At 42.5% G+C, this 26037-nt stretch carries 24 protein-coding genes and 1 tRNA gene; 19 read left to right on the forward strand and 6 right to left on the reverse strand.

Annotation, left to right across the window (positions count from 1 at the left end):
• Positions 1–297 precede the first annotated feature (297 nt).
• Positions 298–1422: a glycosyltransferase family protein gene (locus AAA942_RS02275; RefSeq protein WP_338218609.1), complete on the reverse strand. Its 1125-nt coding sequence runs from the start codon at positions 1420–1422 to the stop codon at positions 298–300.
• Positions 1423–1443: 21 nt separating this feature from the next.
• Here AAA942_RS02275 and AAA942_RS02280 point away from each other — a divergent pair, with 21 nt between their 5' ends.
• Complete coding sequence (locus AAA942_RS02280; protein WP_338218610.1) at positions 1444–2259, forward strand: 2,3,4,5-tetrahydropyridine-2,6-dicarboxylate N-succinyltransferase; 816 nt, start codon at positions 1444–1446, stop codon at positions 2257–2259.
• Between the two features lie 10 nt (positions 2260–2269).
• Positions 2270–2872, forward strand: a complete 603-nt coding sequence (locus tag AAA942_RS02285) for a tetratricopeptide repeat protein (RefSeq protein ID WP_338218611.1) — start codon at positions 2270–2272, stop codon at positions 2870–2872.
• A gap of 59 nt (positions 2873–2931) precedes the next feature.
• On the opposite strand, the gene AAA942_RS02290 is transcribed toward AAA942_RS02285, so the two are convergent.
• Entirely contained in the window at positions 2932–3633 is a 702-nt protein-coding gene (locus AAA942_RS02290; RefSeq protein ID WP_338218612.1) for a molecular chaperone DnaJ, read from the reverse strand.
• A 186-nt stretch (positions 3634–3819) separates the two neighbouring features.
• Between AAA942_RS02290 and AAA942_RS02295 the strand changes: the two genes are divergently transcribed.
• The 5 genes from AAA942_RS02295 to AAA942_RS02315 all read left to right on the forward strand — a co-directional run bounded on the left by AAA942_RS02295 (position 3820) and on the right by AAA942_RS02315 (position 8519).
• Entirely contained in the window at positions 3820–4227 is a 408-nt protein-coding gene (locus tag AAA942_RS02295) for a DUF4332 domain-containing protein (protein WP_338218613.1), read from the forward strand.
• Positions 4228–4312: 85 nt separating this feature from the next.
• The gene (locus AAA942_RS02300) at positions 4313–5851 is read left to right on the forward strand and encodes a helicase HerA-like domain-containing protein (RefSeq protein ID WP_338218614.1); all 1539 of its coding nucleotides are present in this window, start codon (positions 4313–4315) and stop codon (positions 5849–5851) included.
• A gap of 33 nt (positions 5852–5884) precedes the next feature.
• Entirely contained in the window at positions 5885–7096 is a 1212-nt protein-coding gene (locus tag AAA942_RS02305) for an NAD(P)/FAD-dependent oxidoreductase (protein WP_338218615.1), read from the forward strand.
• Positions 7093–7440 carry a hypothetical protein gene (locus tag AAA942_RS02310; protein WP_338218616.1) on the forward strand — a complete coding sequence of 116 codons (348 nt, stop codon included), beginning with the start codon at positions 7093–7095 and terminating at the stop codon, positions 7438–7440. Before AAA942_RS02305 ends, AAA942_RS02310 begins: the two co-directional genes overlap by 4 nt.
• Before the next feature lie 113 nt (positions 7441–7553).
• Positions 7554–8519 carry a YheT family hydrolase gene (locus AAA942_RS02315; RefSeq protein ID WP_338218617.1) on the forward strand — a complete coding sequence of 322 codons (966 nt, stop codon included), beginning with the start codon at positions 7554–7556 and terminating at the stop codon, positions 8517–8519.
• A gap of 5 nt (positions 8520–8524) precedes the next feature.
• Here AAA942_RS02315 and lhgO read toward each other — a convergent pair whose 3' ends face one another.
• The gene (gene lhgO, locus AAA942_RS02320; protein WP_338218618.1) at positions 8525–9724 is read right to left on the reverse strand and encodes an L-2-hydroxyglutarate oxidase; all 1200 of its coding nucleotides are present in this window, start codon (positions 9722–9724) and stop codon (positions 8525–8527) included.
• A gap of 164 nt (positions 9725–9888) precedes the next feature.
• Between lhgO and AAA942_RS02325 the strand changes: the two genes are divergently transcribed.
• The 5 genes from AAA942_RS02325 to rplT all read left to right on the forward strand — a co-directional run bounded on the left by AAA942_RS02325 (position 9889) and on the right by rplT (position 15734).
• Positions 9889–12369 carry a DUF5686 and carboxypeptidase-like regulatory domain-containing protein gene (locus tag AAA942_RS02325; RefSeq protein WP_338218619.1) on the forward strand — a complete coding sequence of 827 codons (2481 nt, stop codon included), beginning with the start codon at positions 9889–9891 and terminating at the stop codon, positions 12367–12369.
• Positions 12370–12477: 108 nt separating this feature from the next.
• On the forward strand, positions 12478–14427 hold the full coding sequence (gene thrS / locus AAA942_RS02330; protein ID WP_338218620.1) for a threonine--tRNA ligase: 1950 nt from the start codon (positions 12478–12480) through the stop codon (positions 14425–14427).
• Between the two features lie 82 nt (positions 14428–14509).
• A complete protein-coding gene (gene infC, locus AAA942_RS02335) occupies positions 14510–15064 on the forward strand; it encodes a translation initiation factor IF-3 (RefSeq protein WP_338218621.1) in 555 nt (184 codons plus the stop codon).
• A 24-nt stretch (positions 15065–15088) separates the two neighbouring features.
• Positions 15089–15283 (forward strand): 50S ribosomal protein L35, encoded by a 195-nt coding sequence (gene rpmI, locus AAA942_RS02340; protein ID WP_338218622.1) that lies wholly within the window; start codon positions 15089–15091, stop codon positions 15281–15283.
• A gap of 106 nt (positions 15284–15389) precedes the next feature.
• Positions 15390–15734, forward strand: coding sequence for a 50S ribosomal protein L20 (gene rplT, locus AAA942_RS02345; RefSeq protein ID WP_297337729.1), 345 nt, complete (start codon positions 15390–15392; stop codon positions 15732–15734).
• A gap of 55 nt (positions 15735–15789) precedes the next feature.
• On the opposite strand, the gene AAA942_RS02350 is transcribed toward rplT, so the two are convergent.
• The 3 genes from AAA942_RS02350 to AAA942_RS02360 form a co-directional block, all read right to left on the reverse strand.
• On the reverse strand, positions 15790–17127 hold the full coding sequence (locus tag AAA942_RS02350; RefSeq protein ID WP_338218623.1) for an Nramp family divalent metal transporter: 1338 nt from the start codon (positions 17125–17127) through the stop codon (positions 15790–15792).
• Positions 17128–17428: 301 nt separating this feature from the next.
• Positions 17429–17704 carry a GIY-YIG nuclease family protein gene (locus AAA942_RS02355; protein ID WP_338218624.1) on the reverse strand — a complete coding sequence of 92 codons (276 nt, stop codon included), beginning with the start codon at positions 17702–17704 and terminating at the stop codon, positions 17429–17431.
• Positions 17705–17744: 40 nt separating this feature from the next.
• A tRNA-Met gene (locus AAA942_RS02360) sits at positions 17745–17818 on the reverse strand.
• A 328-nt stretch (positions 17819–18146) separates the two neighbouring features.
• Between AAA942_RS02360 and AAA942_RS02365 the strand changes: the two genes are divergently transcribed.
• The 7 genes from AAA942_RS02365 (at position 18147) to AAA942_RS02395 (ending at position 26033) form a co-directional block, all read left to right on the forward strand.
• Positions 18147–18542 (forward strand): START-like domain-containing protein, encoded by a 396-nt coding sequence (locus tag AAA942_RS02365; RefSeq protein WP_338218625.1) that lies wholly within the window; start codon positions 18147–18149, stop codon positions 18540–18542.
• 71 nt (positions 18543–18613) lie between these two features.
• The gene (locus AAA942_RS02370; RefSeq protein WP_445083331.1) at positions 18614–20365 is read left to right on the forward strand and encodes an LptF/LptG family permease; all 1752 of its coding nucleotides are present in this window, start codon (positions 18614–18616) and stop codon (positions 20363–20365) included.
• Between the two features lie 72 nt (positions 20366–20437).
• Entirely contained in the window at positions 20438–20713 is a 276-nt protein-coding gene (gene rpsO / locus AAA942_RS02375; RefSeq protein WP_338218627.1) for a 30S ribosomal protein S15, read from the forward strand.
• Positions 20714–20814: 101 nt separating this feature from the next.
• The gene (gene pnp / locus AAA942_RS02380) at positions 20815–22956 is read left to right on the forward strand and encodes a polyribonucleotide nucleotidyltransferase (RefSeq protein WP_338218628.1); all 2142 of its coding nucleotides are present in this window, start codon (positions 20815–20817) and stop codon (positions 22954–22956) included.
• Positions 22957–23014: 58 nt separating this feature from the next.
• A complete protein-coding gene (locus AAA942_RS02385; protein ID WP_338218629.1) occupies positions 23015–23878 on the forward strand; it encodes a sigma-70 family RNA polymerase sigma factor in 864 nt (287 codons plus the stop codon).
• Between the two features lie 160 nt (positions 23879–24038).
• Positions 24039–24977, forward strand: coding sequence for a thioredoxin-disulfide reductase (trxB, locus tag AAA942_RS02390; protein ID WP_338218630.1), 939 nt, complete (start codon positions 24039–24041; stop codon positions 24975–24977).
• A gap of 54 nt (positions 24978–25031) precedes the next feature.
• A complete protein-coding gene (locus AAA942_RS02395) occupies positions 25032–26033 on the forward strand; it encodes a M23 family metallopeptidase (protein WP_338218631.1) in 1002 nt (333 codons plus the stop codon).
• The last annotated feature ends 4 nt before the right edge of the window (positions 26034–26037 follow it).

A 26037-nucleotide genomic window follows, 5' to 3' on the forward strand; every position in this document is an offset into this window, starting at 1 on the left:
GTAAAAATTAATTTAGATAAATCTAAATAAAAATTTGATAGATCCTAAATCGACTGTGGAAAACCTCAAAATAGCTGTGATCTATAATTTAGATAAGGCTTAAATTAATTTTAGATTAGATAAAAAAATATAATAAATAATTGATAACCAAATATTAATGATTTTGATATGCTCTGAAATTGGGTAGAAAAGAGGTACAATGCCCAGTTTCCGTTTGAATGAAATGAGTGTAAATTTTGGGGTAGAGGTGGATAAGTTTTCCGGGTTTTGGTGGAAAACTGATTTTGAAAAGGGGGCCTAAGAAAGAAGCTGATCGATAGCTTGTTGGAAGTCAGATTTTTGAGAGTCCCAAAGCACATCTCCAGGAGCAGGTGTGGAAAAGTAGGTTTGGCGAATCGCCTGTTGAAACATGGGGACGGCTTGCATCAAATCAGAAAAATCAATTCCAAATCCTCCTTTGAAAGGTGCTAGAAAATTTTCCCATTTGGGATTGGGGGTAATCAATACCGGAGTACCAAGAGCTGCACATTCAAATAGCTTGCTGGGCATCTTATCCGCAATCGCTGCGTGCAGGGAGTAGGGAAGCAAGGAAAAATCAGCCGCTGCAATGGTGTTAATCAGCTGCTCATGAGGAATCGGTGTCTGAGAAATCATCCAATCCATCCCATGAGATTCTTTTTCAATTCCTTTAAGCTTTTGAAAAAATTCAGGAACAGGAGCATGACCGATCACTGAAAGCCTGGATTTAGGATAGACTTTTTGGATTTCCTGAAACCAGCGGATTGCCTGCACTGTCCCAAAGGCCGGAGTGAGTGTCCCAGTAAGACAAAATCTGAATTCGGTTCGGGTTTTGAAATCCTTAGGAGCCGAATTGTAGGATTTTCCCTGAAATTTGTTTTCCAAAACCAGAAATGGCCATTTCTCCGGCATTTCCTCTTGGTAGCATTTTTCAGCCAGCAGGTATAAATCTACTTTGGCTTTTTTTTCTGCCCAACCAATCCAAAAAGCCCTTTTTCGTTTCTGCTTTTCATTCAACTCAGGGTTCAGGTCCAGATTGGAGATGTAGTTTTCCTGAACGTCATAGACCAGCTTGAATCCCAAAATGGATTTAAATAAGCTCAAAACAGGCAAAAACTCCCAAGTGCAGCAGACGACCAATTTGGGTTTGATTTTTATTAAGCATCGGAAAAGGCGGATTTGGGAGCCGATTCTTGACCAAAAAGAGGAATCGCCCATAGAAGAAAAGAATCGGAAATCGATCGTGTTCTTTAGCTTTTTGGAAGAAAAGCCTATGATGTTTATTTGGTATTTATTTGTTTCGCCAAGCGAAAGCGCCAGCTTGCCAAAAGCTCTTGGGTCCTGAATGGGCTTCAGGGTAGAAGCAATCAGGACAGGTATTCGTGGAGCTGGATTATCACTCATAGAACTAAATAAAGTAAAAAAATGGAACTTCGAACTATTGTAGAAAATGCCTGGGAAAACCGGGAATTGCTGAAAGAAAAAAACACGGAAATCGCCATAAAAACCATAATTTCTGACTTGGATGCCGGAAAAATCCGAGTAGCCGAACCTCTTGAAGACGGCAGTTGGCAGGTCAATGATTGGGTGAAAAAAGCTGTTATTCTATATTTCCCGATTCAGAAGATGCAGACCATCGAAGTCGGACCATTTGAATTCCACGATAAAATGGCCCTCAAATCCAACTATGCCAAGCAGGGCGTTCGGGTGGTACCGCATGCCGTAGCCCGATATGGAGCCTATTTGGCCTCAGGTGTGGTGATGATGCCAAGTTATGTTAACATCGGTGCTTTTGTGGACAGTGGCACGATGGTTGATACTTGGGCTACAGTCGGTTCGTGTGCGCAAATCGGCAAAAACGTTCATTTGAGTGGTGGAGTAGGGATTGGAGGCGTATTGGAGCCTGTTCAAGCAGCTCCTGTGATTGTAGAAGACGGTGCATTCATCGGCTCTCGTGCAATTATCGTAGAAGGAGTCAGAATCGGAAAGGAAGCCGTTATTGGAGCGGGAGTCACACTTACCGCAAGTTCCAAAATCATCGATGTGACCGGTTCAGAACCTGTGGAATATAAAGGATATGTCCCTCCCCGGTCGGTTGTGATTCCAGGTTCCATCTCCAAGAATTTCCCAGCAGGTACTTATCAAGTCCCTTGTGCTTTGATCATCGGTCAGAGAAAGGCCTCCACAGATTTAAAAACTTCACTCAATGATGCGTTGCGAGAGAATAATGTAGCAGTCTAAACCAACGATTATGAGATTACGAGTAAAAATGATTTTGGTCCCGGTGCTCGCCGGGACTTTGTTTTCATGTGCTGAGCAAAAAGCCAATCCCGCCGATAGGTATTTTGAAAAAGGTCAATATGAACTTGCGGCTCAGACCTACACGGAAAATCTGAAAAACAAGCCATCAGATGTAAAAATTCTTTACAATAGAGGTCGCGCTTATCAGGAAATGGGTGATTTCGAAAAAGCCCAACAGGATTTTGAGACCGCTTTAACTATTGAACCCAGCAATTTTCAGGTTTTGCTGAGTTTGTCCAGCGTTCAATTGCAGCAGAATAATTACGCTTCGGCACTTTTATATGCAACCAAAGCCGAAGAAATTCCGGGAGCTCCGGCAATGGCTTCTTTTTTGAAAGGGCGGGCTTTGCACCAGTTAGGTATGCCTGAGGATGCACTCAAAGCCTATGGAAATGCCATTCAACTGGACAAGGACTTCGGACAGGCCTATTTCAACAGAGGACTGCTGAAGATCGCTTTGAACAGAAACAAACAAGCCTGTGAAGACTTAAAGCTAGCCTCAGTCTTGGATTATCCGGGTGCTAAGGAGTCACTGGCCAAGTATTGTAAATAAGACTTTGAAGGCTTGACTTAAATTCAAAAAGTAAGCTTAGCTTTTTTGTTGGATTAAAATCAATTTGCAGGTTTGGCATCGTGGACGTGTTCCTGATGATCACAAATAAGGTCTGAGGTAAGTTTTCCGCTTCCTTGGCAGGTTTTGCAGTCGCTGACTTCTTTTCCTGAGCCCTGACAGGTTGGGCAAGTCAGCCGGCCCTTTCCGGAGCATCGCTCACATTCATAAAACTCGGTAATATTAAAGACATTTGTCTTTTTGATCATCCCTGTGGCTGCACATCTGCTACAGCCGACTACCCCCTTTGATTTGCAATAGGAGCAATTTTGCTCTATTTGCTTTTTCCCCTCGCAGGTAAAACAAGTGCCAAATCGATAGCCTTTGGAATCGCAAAATGAGCAAGCCCGGATTTCAGCAATAGGACCCGCTAATTTTTCTTTAAGCTCTACTGCTCCCTTATAGTTTTGGCCATTAAATCCGGTTATTTCAAGGTATTTGTTTAAGAAATTTTGGCTGTTGTCGTATTGGCCTAAGTGGTAAAGCGTTTCCGAAAAGTAATAGGGCATCTCCTCCGGAAGGGGAAGTCCTGAATCGATCAGATTTCGAAAGATTGAATTGGCAGTCTCATAATCTTTTCGCTCCAAGGCAGCCAATGCTCCTTTCATCCATCGGTCAGTCTGACCTAAATTGGGTATCCCTTGGGCGAGAGAGAGGCTTTTAAACAGCAAAATCAAAATCAGAGAGAATACTATTTTTCGCAAGGGATAGATATTTAGATTCATCGCAAATACGTAACAAGAAATCAGATGCCCAAGTTAAAATTTTTCAATTCCATCAGGTTTTTTGCATTTAGACTTTGAAAAATCGGATTACTGAATAATTTTATCGATCTCAATCTCATTTTCGGATGGGATTTATTTTGAATAACAATCATAAACTCAAAAAAAATGGCGAAAGCAATTACCACCATTCAGGGCATAGGTGAAGTCTTCCAGGGGAAACTTGCCAATGCGGGCGTGAAAACTGTAGAAGGTCTTTTGGAAAAAGGGGCTACCAAAGCGGGTAGAAAAGCCCTTGCCGAGGCTTCCGGAATCGATGAAGGAAAAATTTTGGATTGGGTAAATATGGCTGACCTTTTCCGGATTAATGGAGTAGCAGGCCAATTTGCCGAATTGCTAAAAGCCGCAGGTGTTGATACAGTAAAAGAGCTTAGAAACAGAAACGCTGAAAATCTACATGCTGCATTGACCAAAACCCAAGAAGAAAAAGGCTTGACAAAGGTGGTTCCGTCTTTGGATAAAGTAACTGATTTCATCCAGCAGGCTAAAGATCTTCCACCGGTAGTTACTTATTGATTAAAAATCGCAAGTATCACTGAAGAAAAAACCTTGAGGAGACTCAGGGTTTTTTTGTAGTTTGAATTCTCAAAGAAAACACATCATGGCAAGCAAAGAACAGTTTATTCAGCACATGGCTGATGGACAGGTATATAAAAACGATTACATCATTTTGGGAACAGGGATTTTGGATGGAAGTCCGGTATCAGGGGCCCAAGTCAAGGTTCCGCTCAAAACGCTGAATCGTCATGGATTGATAGCAGGTGCTACTGGGACGGGAAAAACCAAAACGCTGCAGGTGATTGCAGAACAGCTTTCATTAAAAGGAGTTCCTTCGGTTTTAATGGATTTAAAAGGTGATCTTTCTGGCTTGGCTATGCCGGGTGAGGCTTCTGATTTTATCATGAAAAGGTCAGAGACCATCGGGGTTGATTATGATCCTCAAGGTCTTCCTGTTGAGTTGATGACCTTGTCCAATGAGAAAGGAGTGAAGTTGCGAGCTACCGTATCGGAATTTGGACCGGTTTTGATTTCTCAAATTCTGGAGCTCAACGATACCCAAAGAGGAGTCGTAGCTTTGATTTTTAGATATTGCGATTTGCATCACCTTCCTTTGGTTGATTTGAAGGATTTCAAGCGAGTCCTTCAGTACGTCATAAAAGAAGGAAAATCTGAAATTGAAAAAGAATTTGGTGCAGTTTCCTCTGCCTCCGTCAATACGATCATGAGAAAGATCATTGAGCTCGAGCAGCAGGGCGCAGATCGGTTTTTTGGTGAGCTTTCCTTTGATGTGAATGATTTTGTCCGAACTAAGGATGGAAAAGGGGTTGTTTCGATCATCCGTCTCACTGATATTCAAAACAAGCCCAAGCTATTTTCCACTTTTATGCTCAGCTTGTTATCAGAAATTTATGAGACATTTCCTGAGCAGGGTGATGCCAAGCAGCCCAAGCTTTGTCTGTTTATCGATGAGGCCCATTTGGTTTTTTCCAATGCTTCCAAAGACTTATTGGAAAAAATCGAGGCAATAGTCAAGCTTATCCGATCCAAAGGAGTAGGCGTTTATTTCTGTACCCAAACCCCAACCGACGTTCCAGACTCGGTATTGGGTCAATTGGGTCTCAAGGTGCAACATGCCCTGAGAGCATTTACTGCCAAAGACCGAAAAGCTATTACGAAAACAGCCGAAAACTATCCGGATTCTCCATTCTATAATACTTCCGAAGTTTTGACTTCCATGGGAATCGGGGAGGCTTTGGTTACAGCCCTTAATGAAAAAGGGATTCCAACCCCTTTGGCCCATACTTTGGTGCGGGCGCCTATTACACGAATGGACATCCTCTCGGATGAAGAGATTGATCAAGTAGTAAGAGCAAGTTCTTTGGTGCCTAAATACAATCAAGACCTGGACCATGACTCTGCTTTTGAGATATTGGAGCGGAAAATGAATAAAATACAGGAAGCCCAGGAAAAAGCAGAACTACCCGGACCAGCACCAAGGACAACCACCCGAACACCCAAAGACGAATCGCTTCTGGAAGAATTGAGTAAGAATACCATGGTAAGACAGATGGGAAGAACCTTGTTTAGAGAGCTGGCAAGAGGTATTCTTGGATCTTTTAGCAGTAGTAAAAGAAGATAGGCCTAAGTCATTGATATTAAACAGGATAAATTATTGAAAGTTGCTGTAATTGGAGGTGGAGCTGCCGGGTTTTTTGCTGCGATTCACGCAAGTAAACCCGGTGTAGAAGTTACGATTTTTGAAAAATCCCCCAAGTTGCTTTCAAAAGTGAAAGTCTCCGGAGGCGGCCGCTGCAATGTCACGCATCGGCCTATGGAAATTTCCAAATTGGTAAAAAACTACCCCAGAGGAGAAAAATTCCTAAAGCGGGTATTCCGGCACTTTTCCATACCGGATACCTTTCAATGGTTCGAATCCAGAGGGGTAAAATTGAAGGTTGAGGAAGATGGTAGGGTGTTTCCTGTGACCAATTCTTCTCAAACCATCATAGACACTTTGTTGCGGGAGGCCCAAAAGAACAAAATCCAAATCCTAACTTCCACTGGAATAAAGGAAATCAACCTTGCCAAGGGCTACTTCGAGCTGATTACTGAGAAAAAGGTTTTTCGTGCTGATCGGGTGGTGGTAGCAACAGGAGGATTTCCAAAAAAGGATGGATATTCCTTCCTTAAATCATTAAATCACAAGATTGTAGATCCTATCCCTTCTCTTTTTACTTTCAATACTCCAGGTGAGCCAATTAGGGATTTGATGGGTATTTCGGTGCCCGATGCAGAGGTCAAGATCGAGGGAACCAAGCTCAACTACCGCGGTCCTGTTTTGATTACCCACTGGGGAATCAGCGGTCCTGCTGTGTTAAAACTATCAGCTTTTGGCGCGGAGTGGCTCCATGACCATCATTACAAGGGAAGGGCTATTATTAATTGGGTAGGAGATCTTCGTGAGAACGATTATCAGCAACAGTTGAATTCTTATGCTTTGGCACATCCGCGAAGAAAAGTGATTTCCCATCCTCTTTTTGGACTGCCTTCAAGGCTTTGGGAGCACTTTTGTACTCAGGCAGGCATTTCTGAGGACCAAGTCTTTGAAAATTTTCCAAAAAAATTGAATAATAAGCTAGTTCAATGCCTTTTTTGCTATCTTTTGGAGATTAATGGAAAGACTACTTTCAAAGAGGAATTCGTCACAGCAGGAGGCATTTCCCTTCAGGAAGTCAATCCAGAATCGATGGAAAGTATTTATCACCCAAATCTGTACTTTGCCGGAGAAATTCTTAACCTCGACGGAATTACCGGTGGCTTTAATTTTCAAGCTGCCTGGTCTACGGGTTTCTTGGCGGGAAAATCTTTAAACATTAGCATATGATTCTATTTTACCCTGAATTATCCCAGAGAATTGAGGAAATGGCAGAAGGGGATGAAGATTTTAGAGCAGAATTGACCAAAGCTATTTATGATGGCTTAGTCGAACTCAAAGCTAAATATGCTGAAGGCTTGATGAAAAAAGATCAGGTAATCATTCAGCAAGTGCGGCATAAATTAAAGCCAACCTTAGCTATGTTTGATTTGATTTTGTTGTCTGATTCACTTCAGCAGGGAAAGGAAATTTTGGAATCGGAGGGTTTTTCTCAAAAATTCGGTGTGCATTACCGTGATTTTGAGGTAAAGGTAAGTTCAGCCATTGAAGAAGTTGGAAAAATGGTGGTTTAAAAATAAAAGTGGATCTTTTTCTTTCTAGCAGATTTTTTCCAATCTAGGTTTGGTTATTGAAAGATCTACCTTCTTTTCACCAATGTAGCCTTTCTCTGTAATTCTTTAGACTCATGCCAATTCTTACTTCTGACTATTCCCGTCCACCAAGATTTCTGTTCAATGGACACCTGGAAACCATCCTGCCCAGCCTTCTTAGAAAAATCGATGGAGTAAACTATACCCGGGAGAAAATCGATACTCCTGATGGGGATTTTTTGAATTTGGATTGGTCCAAAGTCGGAGGTGAATCATTACTGATTATATCCCATGGTTTGGAAGGAGATTCCAAAAGACATTATGCAATGGGCTTGGTAAAGCTTTTTAATGCAGCCGGGATAGATGTATTGGTTTGGAACAATCGGACCTGTGGGGGTGAGATGAATCTAAAACCCATCTTGTATCATCATGGGGCGAGTTATGATTTAGATACTGTGGTCAATCATGTTTTGAAAAGCCATGACTATTCATCCATTTTTTTGGCAGGAATAAGCATGGGAGGAGCGCAGACCTTGAAGTATTTGGGAGAAAAGGGAAAGGATTTGCCAAAAGAAATCCGAAAAGCAGCGGTCTATTCCACCCCCTGCAATCTTCCGTCCAGTGCGGCTACCTTGAAATTGAAATCCAATATTTTCTACAAAAAGCGCTTTTTGAATAAGCTTAAAGAAAAAATCCGGCAGAAAGCGATTCAGTTTCCCGAATTATTTGATTTGGACTTGTTGGAAACAGTGGAAGATTTTGATGCCTTCGACACGCATTTTACTGCAAAAATTCACGGATTTGCTGATGCAGCAGACTTTTATCAAAGTGTCAGTGCTGATAATTGGATGGGGCATATTGCCATTCCTACACTAATTGTCAACGCACTCAATGATCCGCTGCTGGGAGAGGCCTGTTACCCTGTGGATTTGGCGAAAGCCAAACCAGAAATCCTGCTTGAAATGCCCAAAAGGGGTGGACACACAGGATTTACGCTGAAAAATGAGGAGTTCAACTGGGTGGAAAGAAGGCTACTTCAGTTTTTGAAAACCTCAGATTAATCGATTTAAAACCGCTTTAAGACCATTTCGGCAACTGTACCTCCGATTGACAAAGAGCTAGTAGCTGCTGGACTTGGGGCATTGAGGACATTGATTGCATGGACAGATTCCCGGATGGCGAAGTCATCCAAAAGACCACCAGTCCGGTCACAGGCCTGAGCTCTCACACCTGCACCGCCATCGACCAGATCGGATTCCTGAATTTCCGGAATCAACTCTTGTAGAGCTTTGGTAAAGGCTGCTTTGGAAAAAGATCTATAAAGCTCCCCAAAACCTGTTTTCCAGTATTTCCCAGCCACTTTTTGGAAGCCCGGCCAAGCCAAGGTCTCTACCAGTTCCCCAAGATGGATTTGAGACTTTTTGTATCCTTCTCTACGAAAAGCCAAAACCGCATTGGGCCCAGCTTCCACGCCTCCTTTTTTCATCCGGGTAAAATGCACCCCCAAGAAAGGAAAATTAGGATCTGGAACCGGATAAATCAGATTTTTGACTAGGTATTCTTTTTCCTTCTTCAACTTGTAATATTCTCCCCGAAAGGGAATGATTTTCACGTCCCGAATGGCTGAGTCATTCATCAGTGCCACCTTGTCCGAATAGAGACCTGCGCAGTTGACGACCAATTTGGATTCAATGGTTTTTCTTGAAGTTTCTATGTAGTTGATTCCTTCTTTCTGATTTATTTTTAAAGCTTTATGATCTAAGAAAATTTCACCCCCCAACTGTAGAATCCTTCTTCCAAAAGCCAAGGCCACTTGGTAATAATCCACGATTCCCGTCTGGGGAACGTGAATGGCCGCGACTCCTGTGCAGTGCGGTTCGTAGTCTTTAAGCTCCTCCAACGTGATTTTCCGAGTGCCGGTCAAGCCATTTTGAAGTCCGCGGGTGAGGAGATTGTCCAATAGCGGTTTTTGCTCTTCTCGGGTAGCGACTACGACTTTTCCTGTGATCTCAAAGGGAATTTTCTCCTCTTGGCAGAATTGCACGAGTTCATGGTAGCCATTAATGCAATTGGTGGCTTTAAGAGAACCAGGTTTGTAATACAATCCGGAATGAATCACCCCGGAATTGTTCCCGGTTTGGTGCTTAGCCAGCTGATCTTCTTTTTCCAAAACCGCTATTTTCAAGTCAGGACGGGCTTTGAGCACCTTCAATCCTGTGGCCAAACCCACGATTCCACCTCCGATAATTGCTACATCATATACCATTCGCACTTCAAATTTTGCCCAAATATAAGAGCGGAAGAACCAAATCGCAGGGGAGGAGGTTTGAAATCGGAGAGAGTTTTATCCAAAATTTATACTTCTCCATAGTCCAAAGCCGTTTCATAGTCACTTAATTTGCGGAAGTTTTCATCGTCGTGTTCCAAACCTTGATCCTACGGGTAGTACTTTCCTGTTTTTTTCTAGCCTTTTCCCAGATTTCCTTCGCCCAGTATTCTATATCGGGCAAAGTGACTGATGCCGAGACGGGCGATCCGATTGCCTTTGCCAATGTGATTTTGGTAGGGACAACGGTTGGGATCACTACTGATTTTGAAGGAAATTTCCTGATCCAAACGCGCACCCTGACCGACTCCATCAAAGTAAGCTATTTGGGCTATATCGCCCAAAGCAAGCCGTTGCAGGACTTGGCAGACCAAAAAATCAATTTTCAGCTGAGGCCTTCCTCTTTTGAATTGGAAGCTTTTGTTTTCGAAGCAGGAGAAAACCCGGCATTCGAAATCATCAGAAAGGCTTCTGAGCGGAGAAAGGACTTTGACAAAAGAAGTCTGGAAGCCTACGAAACGAAGAATTACACCAAAATAGAGATCGATATTGATCACCTTTCGGAGGAATTCAGGCAGCGAAAATCGGTTCAAAAAGTCACTTCGGTTTTGGATAGCATCCAGCAGCTGACTAATGATGAAGGAGAAAAGATTCTACCCGTTTTCTTTTCGGAGACGGTATCTCGGTTTTACTACAGAAACAATCCCGAACTCAGAAAAGAAGTCATCGAAAAAACCAAGGTGACTGGGGTAGGGATTACGGATGGTTCTACGACCTCTCAGATTACCGGTTCGGCTTTTCAGGAATACAACTTTTACAAAAACTGGCTGAATATTCTCGAAAAGGAATTCATCTCTCCGATAGCCGATGGCTGGAGGACATTTTATGATTACGACCTGCTGGATTCGGTCTTAGTGGGGCAGGATTCCTGCTACAAGCTTCAGGTGTATCCTAGAAGAGAGCAGGATTTGGCCTTTTCAGGGACCATCTGGATCAATTCCAAAACCTATGCCCTCAAGCAGGTAGATTTGACCATACCCAAGTCAGCCAATCTCAACTTTATTGAACGGATCAAAATCCAGCAGGAACTGGAACCTACGGCAGCAGGACCCTTGATTCCTTCCAAAACTAGGGTTCAGATCAAAATAGGGCAGGTGACTCCGAAAACGGCAGGATTATTGGCTAAATTTTACACCGCTACTGACAGTGTCAGGCTGAATGACCCTCAACCTACCCGGTTTTTCAATCAAGCGGTGGAGCTCCTCCCGGATTTCGGGACAGGTACACCGGACTTTTGGAGTAAAAATCGAAAAGATCCGCTCAGCAGCGAGGAGATGGCCGTGCTCCAAATGGTGGATACGCTGAAGACGATTCCCATTATCCGCTTTTATTCGGAAGGTCTTAAGTTTTTCGCTACCGGTTTTCTGCCTGTGGGGAAAATTGACTTGGGACCTTGGACGGAGTTTGGTAATTACAACAATGTTGAAGGCATCCGGTTGGGGATGGGTTTTCGCACCAATTACAAGTTTTCCAACAAATGGGCCTTCCAGGGCTATTTGGCCCATGGTTTCAAGGATGATCGGTTCAAATACTCCGCTTCAGCTACCCGAATTTTGGATCGGGCCCGATGGACTACCTTTAGGCTGAGTGCTTCAAAAGAAATCGATCAAGTAGGTTTGGAAATGGAAAGCCTTCAGGGCAATAGCATTTTCCTGGCTGCCAGTAGGTTTGGCACCTTGAGAAGGCCATTCATTGCCACGACCCAGAAGCTGACTTTTCAGAGGGAGTTTTTCAAGGGTTTCTTGTTCACAGCTGGGCTGAATCTGTTTGATTTTGATCCGCTGTATGACTTTTACTATCTGGAAAAAGATACTCGAGAATACAGATCTGAGTTCCAGACCACAGAAATCCGTGCGGGGCTCCGCTACGGAAGGGATGAGATCATTATCCTCAATGACAACGAAAGAGCATCATTTGGTCCTTCCCGATGGCCGATTTTTGAGGTGAACTACACCCGGGGAATCAATTTTTTGATTGGAGATATCCGCTACACCAAGCTGAGCTTTTACCTCTATCAGAGGGTAAACATGGGATTGTTTGGAGTCTCTCGATATGAAGTGGATGCCGGTCAGGTATTTGGAGAGGTGCCTTATCCGATTTTGAAAAACCATCTGGGCAATGAGACCTTATTTTATACCACAGCGGCCTTCAATACAATGAATTTCAACGAATTCGCCTCTGATCGATACCTAAGTCTGAGGTATAGGCACTTTTTCGAGGGATTTTTGCTCAACAGGATTCCCTTGATGAAAAAGCTGAAATGGAGAGCTGTGGCTAATGCCAATGTTCTTTTTGGCTCTGTGAGAGACGAAAATATTGCCAATGCCCCCGTTTTTGATCCGGAAGGGAATCCGATTGAAACCTTTGGACGATTGGATTTTGGTGTGCCTTATGTGGAGCTAGGGTATGGAATAGAGAATATTTTCAAGTTTTTCCGGGTGGATTTCTTTCATCGGATGACCTATTTGGATAATCCGGGAGCAAAGCCTTTCCACGTAAAAGTCAGTGCTCAGATTATTTTGTGATCAAAGATTTAAGAATCATCTCCCCTAAATTTTTCCTTTGCGGCTTGGTTATGCATATTTGCACCCTGATTCACCTGCCTGTTTGTATGGGCAGAATAACAAAAACACATGTCACAACAAATAAAAATTACCCTTCCCGATGGCTCGGTGAGGGAGTATGAAAAAGGAACTACCGGACTACAGATTGCTGCCAGTATCAGCGAGGGTTTGGCCCGGAATGTTCTTGCTGCCAAAGTCAATGGTCAGGTTTGGGATGCTACCCGAGCGATTGAACAAGATTCAACACTTCAGTTGCTTACTTGGAATGATGTAGAAGGAAAAAATACCTTTTGGCATTCCTCTGCTCACCTGATGGCTGAAGCCCTCGAAGCCCTTTATCCCGGAATCAAATTTGGAATAGGACCACCCATTGAGACTGGATTCTACTACGATGTGGACTTTGGTGACCACAAACTGGAAGGAGAGGAGCTCGAAAAGATCGAGGCCAAAATGATCGAGTTGGCTAAGCAGAAAAGCGAATTTATCCGAAAGGAAATATCCAAAAAAGACGCGGTGGCCTACTTCCAGGAAAAAGGAGATGAGTACAAGTTGGACCTTTTGGAAGGATTGGAAGATGGGTCGATCACTTTTTATGAGCAGGGTAATTTCACCGACCTTTGCCGTGGACCGCATATTCCCAATACCGGTTTTGTCAAGGCTGTGAAGCTGACCAATATCGCAGGAGCCTATTGGAGAGGGGATGAGAAGCGCAAAATGCTGACTCGTATCTATGGAGTCACTTTTCCCAAAGCGCAAGAGCTGAAGGATTATTTGACCTTGCTGGAAGAAGCCAAGAAGCGTGATCACCGAAAGATCGGCCGGGAATTGGAACTTTTCACATTCTCAGAGAAAGTAGGAATGGGACTTCCTCTTTGGCTACCCAAAGGTACTTTGCTCAGAGAGCGCTTGGTGGCTTTTATGAAAAAAGCACAAGATAAGTCCGGCTATCAGCAGGTAACTACTCCCCATATCGGTCATAAAGTGCTTTATGAAACATCCGGTCACTATGAGAAGTATGGGAAAGATTCTTTTCAACCCATTACCACCCCAAATGAGGGAGAGGCCTTTTTGCTGAAGCCGATGAATTGCCCGCATCACTGCGAGATATACAAACATAAGCCTAGGTCTTACAAGGATCTTCCTATACGCTATGCTGAGTTTGGTACTGTGTATCGCTACGAGCAAAGTGGTGAATTGCATGGCTTGACCCGCGTTCGAGGATTTACTCAGGATGATGCGCATATTTTCTGTCGTCCGGACCAGGTGAAGGAGGAGTTTATCAAAGTGATTGATTTGGTGCTTTATGTATTCAAGGCGCTTGGATTCCAGGATTATACCGCACAGATTTCTCTTCGTGATCCCGAAAAGCGGGAAAAATACATTGGTACTGATGAGGCCTGGGAAAAGGCAGAGGCGGCAATCATTGAAGCTGCTGCAGAGAAGGGATTGGAAACAGTAACCGAATTGGGAGAAGCAGCTTTCTATGGTCCAAAGCTGGACTTTATGGTAAAGGATGCCTTGGGAAGAAAGTGGCAGCTGGGAACTATCCAAGTGGATTATCAGCTTCCTGACCGATTCCAATTGGAATATATCGGTTCTGACAATCAGAAGCATCGTCCGGTCATGATTCACAGAGCTCCTTTCGGCTCCTTGGAGCGATTTGTGGCGGTGTTGATCGAGCATTGCGCAGGTGAATTCCCGCTTTGGCTAGCCCCTGAGCAGATCAATATTCTTCCGATTTCTGAAAAATATGTTTCCTATGCAGAGGAATTGAAAGGATTGTTGGAAGATGCTGGAATTACTGGATCCATTGATAATAGAGATGAAAAAATCGGCCGCAAAATCAGGGATTCCGAGGTAAGAAAGGTACCTTTCATGCTCATCGTAGGAGAAAAGGAACAGGAAGAAGGCAAAGTTTCTGTCAGAAAACATGGACAGGGTGACTTGGGAAGCCAAACAATCGATGAGTTTATTCATTATTTTCAAGGAATTATTTCTCAATCTCTAAGCAAAGACTGATTACGTATTCTTTCATTCAGTTTTTTGAATTGGAAATAATTCCGATATTTGCAGGCAATTTAAAATTAACCACTTAGCAAACTTGAGTCAAAGACCACAACAGCCCAGAGGAAGAAGAGAAGAACCATATCGGGTCAACGAGAAAATACGCGTACGGGAAGTGCGCCTAGTAGGAGATTTCGTAGAGGGAGGAAATGCAGTCCTTTCGATCGAAAAAGCCCTAAAGTTGGCCCAGGAAAACGAGCTAGATCTCGTGGAAATCTCTCCCAACGCCTCACCTCCCGTATGTAAAATCATCGATTACGCGAAGTTTAAGTACGAGCAGAAGAAAAAGCAAAAGGAGATCAAGGCCAATGCAGCTAAGGTAGTTTTAAAAGAAATCCGCTTTGGGCCTAACACTGACGATCACGACTTCAACTTCAAGTTGAAGCATGCGATCAACTTCCTGAAAGAAGGAGCGAAAGTAAAGGCTTACGTTCACTTTGTGGGACGGTCTATTGTATTCAAAGAGAGAGGAGAGATGCTCTTGCTGAAATTCGCTCAGGCTTTGGAGGACTATGGTGCAGTGGAGCAAATGCCAAGATTGGAGGGTAAACGAATGAATATCTTCATTGCCCCCAAGGCACAGAAAAAGTAATTTCAACCAACTAAATACAGTAAAATGCCAAAAGTAAAAACTAAATCCGGTGCAAAAAAGCGGTTTTCCCTAACAGGAACCGGCAAAATCAAGAGGAAGCACGCTTTCAAAAGCCACATCCTCACCAAAAAATCCACCAAGCGTAAGAGAGAATTGACCAAGACTGGTTTGGTTCACACTTCCGACGAAGGTAGAGTAAGAGACATGTTGAAAATCTGATTTTCGACTAGTTTCAAAAATTAATTAAGGTTTATTTATTCACCAGATGCTTCGGTAAACAAGATTCCGGTCAAACGGAACACCGAGTGTCAAAAAACAAAAAATCATGCCTAGATCAGTAAACGCAGTAGCGTCAAGAGCAAGAAGAAAAAAAGTGCTTAAGGCCACAAGAGGATACTTCGGAAGAGGTAAAAACGTGTGGACTGTAGCCAAAAACAAGTACGAGAAAGGTCTTCAGTACGCGTACAGAGACAGAAAAGCGAAGAAAAGAGAATTCAGAGCTTTGTGGATCCAGCGTATTAATGCCGGTGCAAGAGAGCACGGGATTTCCTATTCTCAATTCATGGGGATGTTGAAAAAAGCTGACATCGAGCTAAACCGTAAGGTACTGGCTGATTTGGCTATGAATCACCCTGAGGCATTCAAAGCTGTAGTTGAAAGAGTAAAATAAGGTCGGCACATCCTTATTTTGCGGAAAGCCTTCCTTGATGGGAAGGCTTTTTTATTTAAAACAATTTGAATATTCCGTATGCTGAAACCAAAAGAATTGAAGCAGTACTGAGCCAAAACATGATTTTCGAAAGAGGACCATTGAATAGCCCAAGGTGAAGGTTTTTTCTATAAAATTTAATCCCTCCCAATACAACAATCAAAAGCATCACTGACCCGATTACCCCGCCTGCCAGGACCATAAATCCGGGCTCCTTGATGAAAATGAAAACCATCACCCACAAAATCGGGAAAATTACCGAAAGCCAGGTTACTGTTTTTTTCCAGGCTTTTTCTGATTTTTCTATCCAGCCAAACTGCCAAAAAACATCAGGAAACAGCCTAGTCCAATAGGCTAAAGTGGCAAAAGCACTGGAATACAAGGCAAAAAAGGCTCCTAGAAGATAGGCAAGGCGTGCATTTGGCCCCAATACCTCAGTGTAAATTGAAGCCAAAGATTGGATCAAATCCAATCCATCAGGAATCCCTTGTTTTCCATACAGAATGGCGGAACCCAAAAGATAAAAAGAGGCGGTAACCAAAGTGTATATAAACATGGCAACAAATGCATCCAAATACATGATTTTAATCCATCCCTTGGCTCTTTCTTTCCAATCTTCGGACCCATCATTTTTTCCCACATAATTTGAATATCCTTTTTCCTGGCACCAGTAAGTGTAGGCAATAATTTCATCGCTAGCCACTCCGGTAATTCCAAAAGCACCAATAGCTACAAAAATCAATTCTGAGGGAAGTTTGAACACCAGACCCGAAGCCACTTGATTCCAAGTGAAACTGTATGGGGTAGAAAAAAGAGAAATCAAAGAAACCAGGGTGAGCAAAGTGAACCCAAAAACGAGAAAGGTGGATGTCTTTTCAATTACAGGATAATAGTTTTTCAGAAAGAAAAGAATTAGGCTTAGCCCCAGAAATGAAACTATCCAAGGCAATGAAAAACTTGGGAAAATCAAATGGATGGTGATCGCAGCGCCTCCAAGCATACCTCCTAGCTGGATGATTTTTAGAAGAGTCAATATGAAAATTGACCAAACAGCCCAATTGCCTCTTCCTAATTTTGGACCTCGGAACTCATTGAACTCTGCCATTAGTGGTTTGCCGGAGATGATGGCATTTTTACCAAATTCCAATTGAATAGCGACCTTGACAAAACAACTCACAAGAATCACCCAAAAGGTGATAAACCCAGCTTTAGCGCCGAGAACAGTTGTAGCAATTAACTCCCCGGAACCTACAATGGAGGCACCAAGGATAAATCCCGGTCCGAGGAATTTTAACTTTCCGACAAAAGATTTTGGAGCATTTTTTACAGCAATCGATCGACTACTTTCTGTCATTTTTGAAGATAGGCAAAAAGTGTTTTTCTGAAAAAAGTAAATCTTCCCTTATGGCTATTCGACAAAGCTTTAATGATCAAAAGATAAATTCATCCTGATTCCAATTTGGATCGAGAATTTGATTGAGTTATTTGCCTGAGGTTAATTTTCAGGAAAAGTAAATAAAAAAAGGCTTTCGTTTCCGAAAGCCTTTGTAGCGAGGACGGGAGTTGAACCCGTGTCCGCCGCGGCGGATATGAATCCTTCGCTGTAACTAACTGAGCTACTATTTCATATGATCTATTGGAATTTTGGAATCAGCCTATGATTCTGAGATCCGGGAGTATTTTGACAAAATAAAATTCCTGACCCAATCCCGGCCTTTTCCAGACTTTAGTTCCAGTTCCCTTTCGAGAGCTTGCTTTTTGGATTGAAAGAATTCAACATGGACAACGATCCAAGGACGATACTTGATCGTGAAGCCTTTGGTTGATTTTTGATTATGAAAGTGGAACCTGGTAATAAGATCAGAGGTCATTCCCGTGTAGGTCTTACCAGTGGAGGGCGAAAAAAGGATATAAACCACGAAATCATCCATAATTAAAAGTAAAAAAGGCTTCCGTTTCCGAAAGCCTTTGTAGCGAGGACGGGAGTTGAACCCGTGACCTCAGGGTTATGAATCCTGCGCTCTAACCAACTGAGCTACCTCGCCAGAATTACTGTAATCAATATTTCAAATTTATCAGGGAGTTGAACCAGTGTCCGCCGCGGCGGATATGAATCCTGCGATCTAACCAATCTACGATAGCTATCGGGACTCCCTAGCAAGATTTTTTTAATAATTTATTTAGGGTATTGAAAGTTGGAATTAATACCTATATTAAGACACAATCACTGCTCAATATCGGGTTTGGAAAATCGTTTATTTTCTTTGAAACCCTCCTTTTCAAATGGGAATGCAAATATGAGTTCTTGTACTTTGAAATCCAAGTTGAGAAAAAAGAAAAAGTGGGAAAAAAACTCCCTAAACCGATTAAGTCATGGTAAAAAATAAATTTATTGCTGATTATCAAATAAATGCGTCCAAGAAGATTGTTTTTCAATATTTGAGTACGGCAAGCGGGTTAGAGGAGTGGTTTGCTGACAATGTCCGAATCGATGAGGATAAGAATTATATCTTCAATTTTGACAATGAGGATCATTACGCTCGACTAGCCTCCTTACGTTCTAATGCCCATGTGAAATTTGACTTTTTTGACCCTGAGAATCCCGACGAAAGAGATCATTCCTACATCGAGTTTAAATTGGAAGAAAACGAGCTTACTCAATCTCTGTTTTTGAAAGTAATAGATTACTCTAATGAGTACGAGGAGGATGAGCTTGAAGCCATTTGGGAAGGACTGATTTATAAATTGAAAGAAATAATTGGTGGGTAATTTGATTTCAAATCCCCATTTTTGAACTCCCAAACCAAAAAATGCGTAGGCATCTGGAGGGATTTGCTTTCATGAAAAAAATAGATAAACTCATCCTTGGGTCGTTTATCGGGCCATTTATTCTCACTTTTCTTGTGGTTGACTTCATTCTTTTGATTGTCAACATGCTTAAATATTTTGATGAAATCTTTGGCAAAGGATTGAGTTTTGGCATTTATGCTGAATTGATCGGGTATTTCGTGATCAGTATTTCTCCCATGGCGCTACCATTGGCCGTTTTGCTTTCCAGCCTGATGACTTTTGGGAATTTGGGTGAGCATTTTGAATTGACAGCTATAAAGAGCAGCGGGATTTCTTTGGTGAGGGCCTTGCGACCCATTGGAATATTTACCGTCGCCCTGACGATTGCTGCCTACCTTTCGAATAACTACCTCGTGCCTAAAGTCAATTTGAAGACTTTCAGCCTTCTTTATGATATCCGGACCAAATCTCCTGCATTAGATATCAAAGAGGGTGTCTTTTACGCAGGTATTCCAAACTACAGCATCAAGGTCAATGAAAAATTGGATGATGTTCGACTTCGGGATATCATCATTTACAATCATGCAGAAGGCCTGGGAAATTTAAGTGTGACCCTTGCGGATTCGGGAAGGATGGAGACTTTTATGAATGATGCCTATATGAAGCTAACACTCTTCAATGGGCAAAATTACAAAGAGGCACGTTCCAGCAGGGGAATCGCCGAACCTCCTGTGGAGTTTTCTAGGACTAAGTTTTCCGAGAATGTAATGGTATTTGACCTTGCTGCATTTCAATTGAACAGAACTCCTGAAGATCTTTGGTCCACCAACAGAGCTATAAAGAATATTCCCGAAATCAAATTGGGATTGGATTCCATTTATTCTTTAGTCAATGATCTCAAATTTCAAAATTTCAAAACAGCAGAAAGTATTTATCCTTTTTTTACCAGAAATAGAGCGATGACTCCAAGTGAAGAAATTCTGGAAAGGAAAGCTTTGGATGATACCTTGCGAAAGCAGAAGATTCTTCAGCAGAGGGAAAAAGAAGCACTGGACTCTTCACAGGTCGAAATCAAATTAAATGACACTGTTTCGATTAGAAATTCTGATCAAAGTCCTAAAAAAATCACATTAGAAACCACCATTGCTTCCAGTCCAGCCATCGACTCTTCACTTTTGAATAAAAAAGGGACGCCGTTAGGTTCAAATAAAGGGACAAGATTGAGAAAACCACCGGTTATTACCACGGTAGATACCTCCGGAGTAGGGGAGATCAAGAAAAAGCCGGTCCGAACTTCACCTCTCACAGAGGAAGAGAAAAACCTGATCGATTCCATGATGTATAAAAAGGGATATTTCTCCAATGCTATTACCATGGCGCTCAATAATTCCCGGAATCTGAAAAATACATTTAATGTCAAAGCGACCCAAATCGACGGTCACGAGCGGGAATTCAGAAGATTTGAAATAGCTTGGTACCAAAAATATACTCAGGCCATTGCGTGCTTCATGATGTTTTTAATCGGGGCACCTTTAGGAGCTATTATTAAAAAAGGCGGCTTGGGGATGCCGGTACTAATCTCAATTACTTTCTTCATTCTCTATTACATCCTAACTATCACCGGGGAAAAATGGGCAAAAGAAGGACTGGCAGATCCGCTTTTCGGAACATTTTTCTCCAACCTTTGCTTGATTCCATTTGGACTGTTCTTTTTAAGACAGGCTAAAAAAGATGCAAGACTATTTGAGTCAGATTTTTATTCAGGGTTCCTGAAAAAATTCAAAGGCCTATTTAAAAAATGAAAAAGCGCTCTCTCTTTTAAAATTGGATTATAAACTCTACCTTTGTAGCTGTTTTATTTAATTTAGCTAAACATGTATTTAACATCAGAGAAAAAACAAGAGTTGTTTAAGAATCATGGACGGTTAAAATCTGCTACAGACACAGGATCTCCTGAATCTCAGATTGCCCTCTTCACTCACAGAATCCAGCATTTGACCGAACATTTGAAGTTAAATAAGAAGGATCACTCCTCAAGACTGGGTTTGTTGAAGCTGGTAGGTAAGAGAAGAAGTTTGTTAGATTACCTCCATAAGAAAGAAATCGAGCGATACAGAGCGATCATCGCAGAGCTCGGAATCAGAAAATAATCCTTTTAGTAAGGTTCTCCTAGTTCGAGAACCTTACTTTTTTCTTTTTAAGCTGGATGCCTTCACTTTTAAGACGAAAGAAAAAATATCAACCATAATTTATGTTACCAAATTTGATCACCAAGTCCATCACTTTGGAAGATGGCAGAGAAATTATCATTGAAACCGGAGCATTGGCCAAGCAGGCGGACGGTTCTGTTGTAGTGAGGATGGGAAAAGCAATGCTTTTGGCCACTGTAGTTTCAAAAACTGAGGCAGGTGAAGGTGTAGACTTTTTGCCTTTGTCTGTTGATTACCAAGAAAAATTTGCAGCCTCCGGAAAAATCCCGGGTGGCTTCCTTAAAAGGGAGGGAAGACTCTCTGATTACGAAATTTTGATTAGCCGTCTGGTAGATCGAGCGATTCGTCCAATTTTTCCGGATGATTACCATGCTGATACTCAAGTGGCAATCACTTTGATGTCCTATGATGAAACTGTTCTGCCTGATGCACTAGCCGGATTGGCCGCATCTGCTGCACTTGCCGTTTCAGATATTCCATTCAACGGCCCTATCTCTGAAGTCAGAGTTGCCAAAATCGATGGTAAGCTTGTCATCAACCCAAGCCCTTCCGAACTGGAAAAGGCTTCTTTGGAATTCATCGTTGCGGGATCTTTGGATTACATCTTGATGGTAGAAGGGGAGGCCAATGAAATCTCAGAAGATGAAATGGTCGAAGCTTTGCAGTATGCCCATGAAGAAATAAAGCGTCACTGCCAGGCTCAAATCGAATTGACCAAGCTTGTAGGCAAGGAGAAAAAGCGCGAATACAACCATGAAAAATCCGATTCTGCCCTTTATGATAAAATGAAGGCAGAATTGTATGATAAATTATACGCTGCCGTTAGCAAGCAGATCGCCAATAAATCCGAGCGTTCGGAATTGGTGAAGACTATAAAAGAAGAATTTGTGCAGAACCTAGGTGAGGAGCATGAGTTTGAGGCTAGCCTGATTGGTCCTTATTTCCACAAAATTCACAAAGAAGCTGCAAGAAATCTGACGCTGAACGAAAAAAAGCGTCTAGATGGAAGAAAGCTGGATGAAATCAGACCCATATGGTCGGTAGTGGACTACCTTCCTTCAGCTCATGGTTCTGCAGTATTTACCAGAGGTGAAACTCAATCCATCACTACCTGTACCTTGGGAACCAAGATGGACGAGCAGATGATTGACGGTGCTGTCATTTCTGGATATAATAAATTTTTCTTGCACTACAACTTCCCCGGCTTCTCTACCGGCGAAGTAAAGCCAAACAGAGGACCAGGCAGAAGAGAAGTAGGACATGGAAATTTGGCTATGAGAGCACTTAAAAAGGTTCTTCCTGCCGAAAATGACAATCCCTACACTATCCGTGTAGTATCTGATATTTTGGAATCTAACGGGTCCTCATCTATGGCAACTGTTTGTGCGGGTTCCTTGGCATTGATGGATGCAGGTGTTCAAATCAAAGCCCCGGTTACAGGAATTGCCATGGGAATGATTTCCGATGCCAAAACAGGAAAGTATTCCATTCTTTCTGACATTTTGGGAGATGAAGATCACTTAGGCGATATGGACTTCAAAGTGACTGGTACCGAACAAGGAATCACTGCATGTCAGATGGACCTAAAGGTAGAAGGTCTGGACTATTCAGTTCTTAAAGAAGCTTTGTATCAAGCCAAGGAAGGCAGACTTCATATTTTGAAGGAAATCAGTAATACTCTTGCAGCTCCTAAGCCTGATCTCAAGCCACATACTCCAAGATCATTCATGATGTGGATTCCTAAGGAACTGATCGGTGCAGTGATTGGCCCTGGAGGAAAGGTGATTCAAGAGATTCAAAAAGATACAGCTACTACTATTGTGATCGAAGAGATCGACAATCAAGGTAAGATCAATATTTTCTCTGCCAATCAAGCCAATATGGACGCGGCTATTCGTCGGGTAAAAGCGATCGTTGCTCAGCCTGAAATCGGTGAGACTTACACAGGAAAGGTGAAGAATATTCAGCCTTTTGGTGCATTTGTGGAATTTATGCCAGGCAAAGATGGTTTACTCCATATATCCGAGATCAAGTGGGAGAGATTGGAAAGCATGGACGGAGTTCTTGAACCGGGAGAGGAGATCATGGTTAAATTGATCGATGTTGACAAAAAAACCGGTAAATTCAAGCTTTCCCGAAAGGCTCTTCTTCCAAAACCAGAGAAACCTGCTGTCAAAGAATAATGCATCGCGGGTAAATCTTAAAAACTATAAACATTAATTTCTCAAACATAAAGACTGAATGAGGCAGCTAAAAATTAGCAAGCAGATTACCAACAGAGAGTCCCAATCCCTGGATAAGTATCTTCAGGAAATTGGTAAAGTAGATCTGTTGACAGCTGATGAAGAGGTAGTTTTGGCCAAGCGAATCAAAGAGGGCGATCAATTGGCCCTTGAAAAGCTGACCAAAGCCAATTTGCGATTTGTGGTGTCTGTAGCTAAACAATACCAAAATCAAGGCCTTTCTTTGGGTGATTTGATCAACGAAGGAAACTTAGGATTGATCAAGGCCGCCCAGCGATTTGACGAAACGAGAGGTTTTAAATTTATCTCTTACGCCGTATGGTGGATCAGACAGTCCATTCTTCAAGCTTTGGCAGAACAGTCCCGAATCGTTCGGCTTCCACTCAATAGGGTAGGATCTTTGAACAAGATTTCTAAGACTTTCAGCGAATTGGAGCAGAAGTTTGAGCGTGAGCCTTCTCCCGAGGAACTAGCCGAAGTATTGGAAGTGACTGCTTCTGAAGTCGTGGATACCATGAAGATTTCTGGAAGACACGTTTCCATGGACGCTCCGTTTGTTCAGGGTGAAGAAAACAGTCTTTTGGACGTATTGGAAAATGATGGAGACGAGAAGCCTGATGACGGCTTGATGACTGACTCTCTTCGTAAAGAGGTTCAGCGTGCTCTTTCTACACTCACCCAAAGAGAAGCTGACGTGATCACCCTCTATTTCGGTCTAAATGGAGAACACGCAATGACTCTTGAAGAAATCGGAGAGAAGTTCAACCTCACCCGTGAACGTGTAAGACAAATTAAAGAAAAAGCCATCCGAAGATTAAGGCACACCTCAAGAAGCAAAACCTTGAAGCCCTACTTGGGATAATAAATTGAAATGGGGTTGTAAAGCCCCTTTTTTATTATCTATCCGGGAAAAAATTGCCTGAAATTTTGTGACCAAACATACCTTAAGGAATTTTAACCTTCCCGATTTTTGTTTCAAATTCCCAATTGACAAAATTTGAACCGTTTAACGACAGCGATTGATGAATCCAGAAGTTGAAAATGTAAAAGTATTGATTATCGGTTCTGGTCCTGCCGGATATACCGCAGCTATCTATGCTGCAAGGGCTGGAATGAATCCTGTTCTCTATACTGGAGGACAGCCAGGTGGTCAGTTGACTATCACCACCGATGTGGAAAATTATCCAGGCTATCCCGATGGAATCATGGGGCCTGAAATGATGGAAGATTTCAGAAAACAAGCTGAAAGGTTTGGCACCCAAGTAAGGTATGGCTTGGTGACGGCGGTGGATTTTTCAAAAAGACCGCATCTAGTCACTGTAGATGATCAAGTTCAGATCAGCGCAGAAACAGTCATTATCTCCACAGGTGCATCTGCAAAGTGGCTTGGATTGGAAAGTGAAACTCGTCTAAACGGAAAAGGGGTTTCGGCTTGTGCTGTCTGTGATGGATTTTTCTTCCGTGGTCAAGAAGTGGCGATTGTTGGGGCAGGGGACACTGCTTGCGAAGAAGCCTCCTATTTGGCAAATATTTGCTCCAAAGTTTACATGATCGTTAGAAGGGACGAAATGCGAGCTTCTCAAATCATGCAAAAGCGAGTTAAAAATAATCCCAAGATCGAAATTTTTTGGAATACTGAGACTGAGGAAATTCTGGGAACCGATGAAGTTACTGGGGTAAGATTGGTCAATAATTTATCGGGAGAAAAAAGAGAAATCGCAATTTCTGGCTTCTTTGTTGCTATTGGTCATCAGCCAAACACCTCCATCTTCCAGGACTTTATTCACATGGATTCTTCCGGATATATCAAAACTATACCGGGAACCACCCGTACCAATGTGGAAGGAGTTTTCGCTTGCGGAGATGCACAGGATAATGTTTACCGTCAGGCCGTGACTGCAGCCGGAACAGGATGTATGGCAGCCTTGGATGCAGAGCGCTTCCTAGCCGAACAAGAATAATCCTTAATCCAATAAATGAGGAAAAAGTATTTACAGATAATTTTAGTCTTTTTCTTGAGCATTGGTTTCATTGAAGCCAATGCTCAAGTTTTTCCTAAGATTATCAAGAAAAACAGCCAGACCGGAGTACCTACTGAGAGGAGGAATATTGAGCTGCGTCAGTTTGATCAAGAGGCCTATCTCCGTAATCTTTCCACTCAAACTGATTCTATCCTTTTCCAAAGCGAGGTGAATCTTGCCCGGATGCAGTCCATCATCAGTGAGGATCCTCTGGGCTTTATTTGGGCACCGACCAATCAATTAATTCAAATTTCGGAACAAGTTCAAATCGACAGTATTTGGGTCACTGCCTTCGAACATTACTCTAATTGGGATAGCAAGAAGGTAGATATTTACAATCTTGATATTCGAAATTTTCAGGATAGTCTCTCACTAAGACTATATGATCCTCGATTCGGTATGAACTGGCAAATGCCAGTGGATTGGAATCCGATTGAAGTAAACTCCAGGTTTGGACCCAGATGGGGACGGATGCACTACGGGATTGATTTGGATCTGAATACAGGAGATTTGGTTTTCTCAGGATTTGATGGGATTGTCCGGGTGCGCTCTTATGATCGCTACGGATATGGATACTTCTATGTAGTCCGACATAAAAATGGTCTTGAAACTGTCTATGGCCACCTTTCCAAGCATATTGCCCAAGTAGGTGATGAGGTGAAAGCAGGAGACTTATTGGGAAGAGGGGGGAGTACTGGGAGAAGTACCGGCGCCCATTTGCATTATGAGTTGAGATATAAGGGGCTTCCATTTGACCCTGAATTGGTCTATGATTTTGAGAAAAAAGAGCTTACAAAACAAGATTTGATCATTTCAAAAGAGCTTTTTGGTCATGTTGCCAAAGCCAGAGAGGCTGCTTACCACCGAGTCAAAAGAGGAGATACTTTGGGAAGTATTGCCAGAAGATATGGGGTTCCAATCAATCAGATCACGCGCTTGAACGGAATATCCACACGAACTATCCTGCGAATAGGACAAAACTTAAGAGTGAAATAATAGA

Origin of the sequence: Algoriphagus sp. oki45, assembly GCF_036245605.1 — a bacterium.
In the GTDB taxonomy this organism is placed as follows: Bacteria; Bacteroidota; Bacteroidia; order Cytophagales; family Cyclobacteriaceae; genus Algoriphagus.

Coding starts and splice junctions, on each gene's coding strand:
- AAA942_RS02365 (WP_338218625.1), top strand. CDS start 18,147: ATGGTAAAAAATAAATTTATTGCTGATTATCAAATAAATGCGTCCAAG.
- rpmI (WP_338218622.1), top strand. CDS start 15,089: ATGCCAAAAGTAAAAACTAAATCCGGTGCAAAAAAGCGGTTTTCCCTA.
- AAA942_RS02280 (WP_338218610.1), top strand. CDS start 1,444: ATGGAACTTCGAACTATTGTAGAAAATGCCTGGGAAAACCGGGAATTG.
- rplT (WP_297337729.1), top strand. CDS start 15,390: ATGCCTAGATCAGTAAACGCAGTAGCGTCAAGAGCAAGAAGAAAAAAA.
- AAA942_RS02385 (WP_338218629.1), top strand. CDS start 23,015: ATGAGGCAGCTAAAAATTAGCAAGCAGATTACCAACAGAGAGTCCCAA.
- AAA942_RS02295 (WP_338218613.1), top strand. CDS start 3,820: ATGGCGAAAGCAATTACCACCATTCAGGGCATAGGTGAAGTCTTCCAG.
- AAA942_RS02350 (WP_338218623.1), bottom strand. CDS start 17,127: ATGACAGAAAGTAGTCGATCGATTGCTGTAAAAAATGCTCCAAAATCT.
- rpsO (WP_338218627.1), top strand. CDS start 20,438: ATGTATTTAACATCAGAGAAAAAACAAGAGTTGTTTAAGAATCATGGA.
- AAA942_RS02275 (WP_338218609.1), bottom strand. CDS start 1,422: ATGAGTGATAATCCAGCTCCACGAATACCTGTCCTGATTGCTTCTACC.
- AAA942_RS02370 (WP_445083331.1), top strand. CDS start 18,614: ATGAAAAAAATAGATAAACTCATCCTTGGGTCGTTTATCGGGCCATTT.
- AAA942_RS02285 (WP_338218611.1), top strand. CDS start 2,270: ATGAGATTACGAGTAAAAATGATTTTGGTCCCGGTGCTCGCCGGGACT.
- AAA942_RS02300 (WP_338218614.1), top strand. CDS start 4,313: ATGGCAAGCAAAGAACAGTTTATTCAGCACATGGCTGATGGACAGGTA.
- pnp (WP_338218628.1), top strand. CDS start 20,815: ATGTTACCAAATTTGATCACCAAGTCCATCACTTTGGAAGATGGCAGA.
- AAA942_RS02315 (WP_338218617.1), top strand. CDS start 7,554: ATGCCAATTCTTACTTCTGACTATTCCCGTCCACCAAGATTTCTGTTC.
- AAA942_RS02355 (WP_338218624.1), bottom strand. CDS start 17,704: ATGGATGATTTCGTGGTTTATATCCTTTTTTCGCCCTCCACTGGTAAG.
- AAA942_RS02310 (WP_338218616.1), top strand. CDS start 7,093: ATGATTCTATTTTACCCTGAATTATCCCAGAGAATTGAGGAAATGGCA.
- lhgO (WP_338218618.1), bottom strand. CDS start 9,724: ATGGTATATGATGTAGCAATTATCGGAGGTGGAATCGTGGGTTTGGCC.
- trxB (WP_338218630.1), top strand. CDS start 24,039: ATGAATCCAGAAGTTGAAAATGTAAAAGTATTGATTATCGGTTCTGGT.
- thrS (WP_338218620.1), top strand. CDS start 12,478: ATGTCACAACAAATAAAAATTACCCTTCCCGATGGCTCGGTGAGGGAG.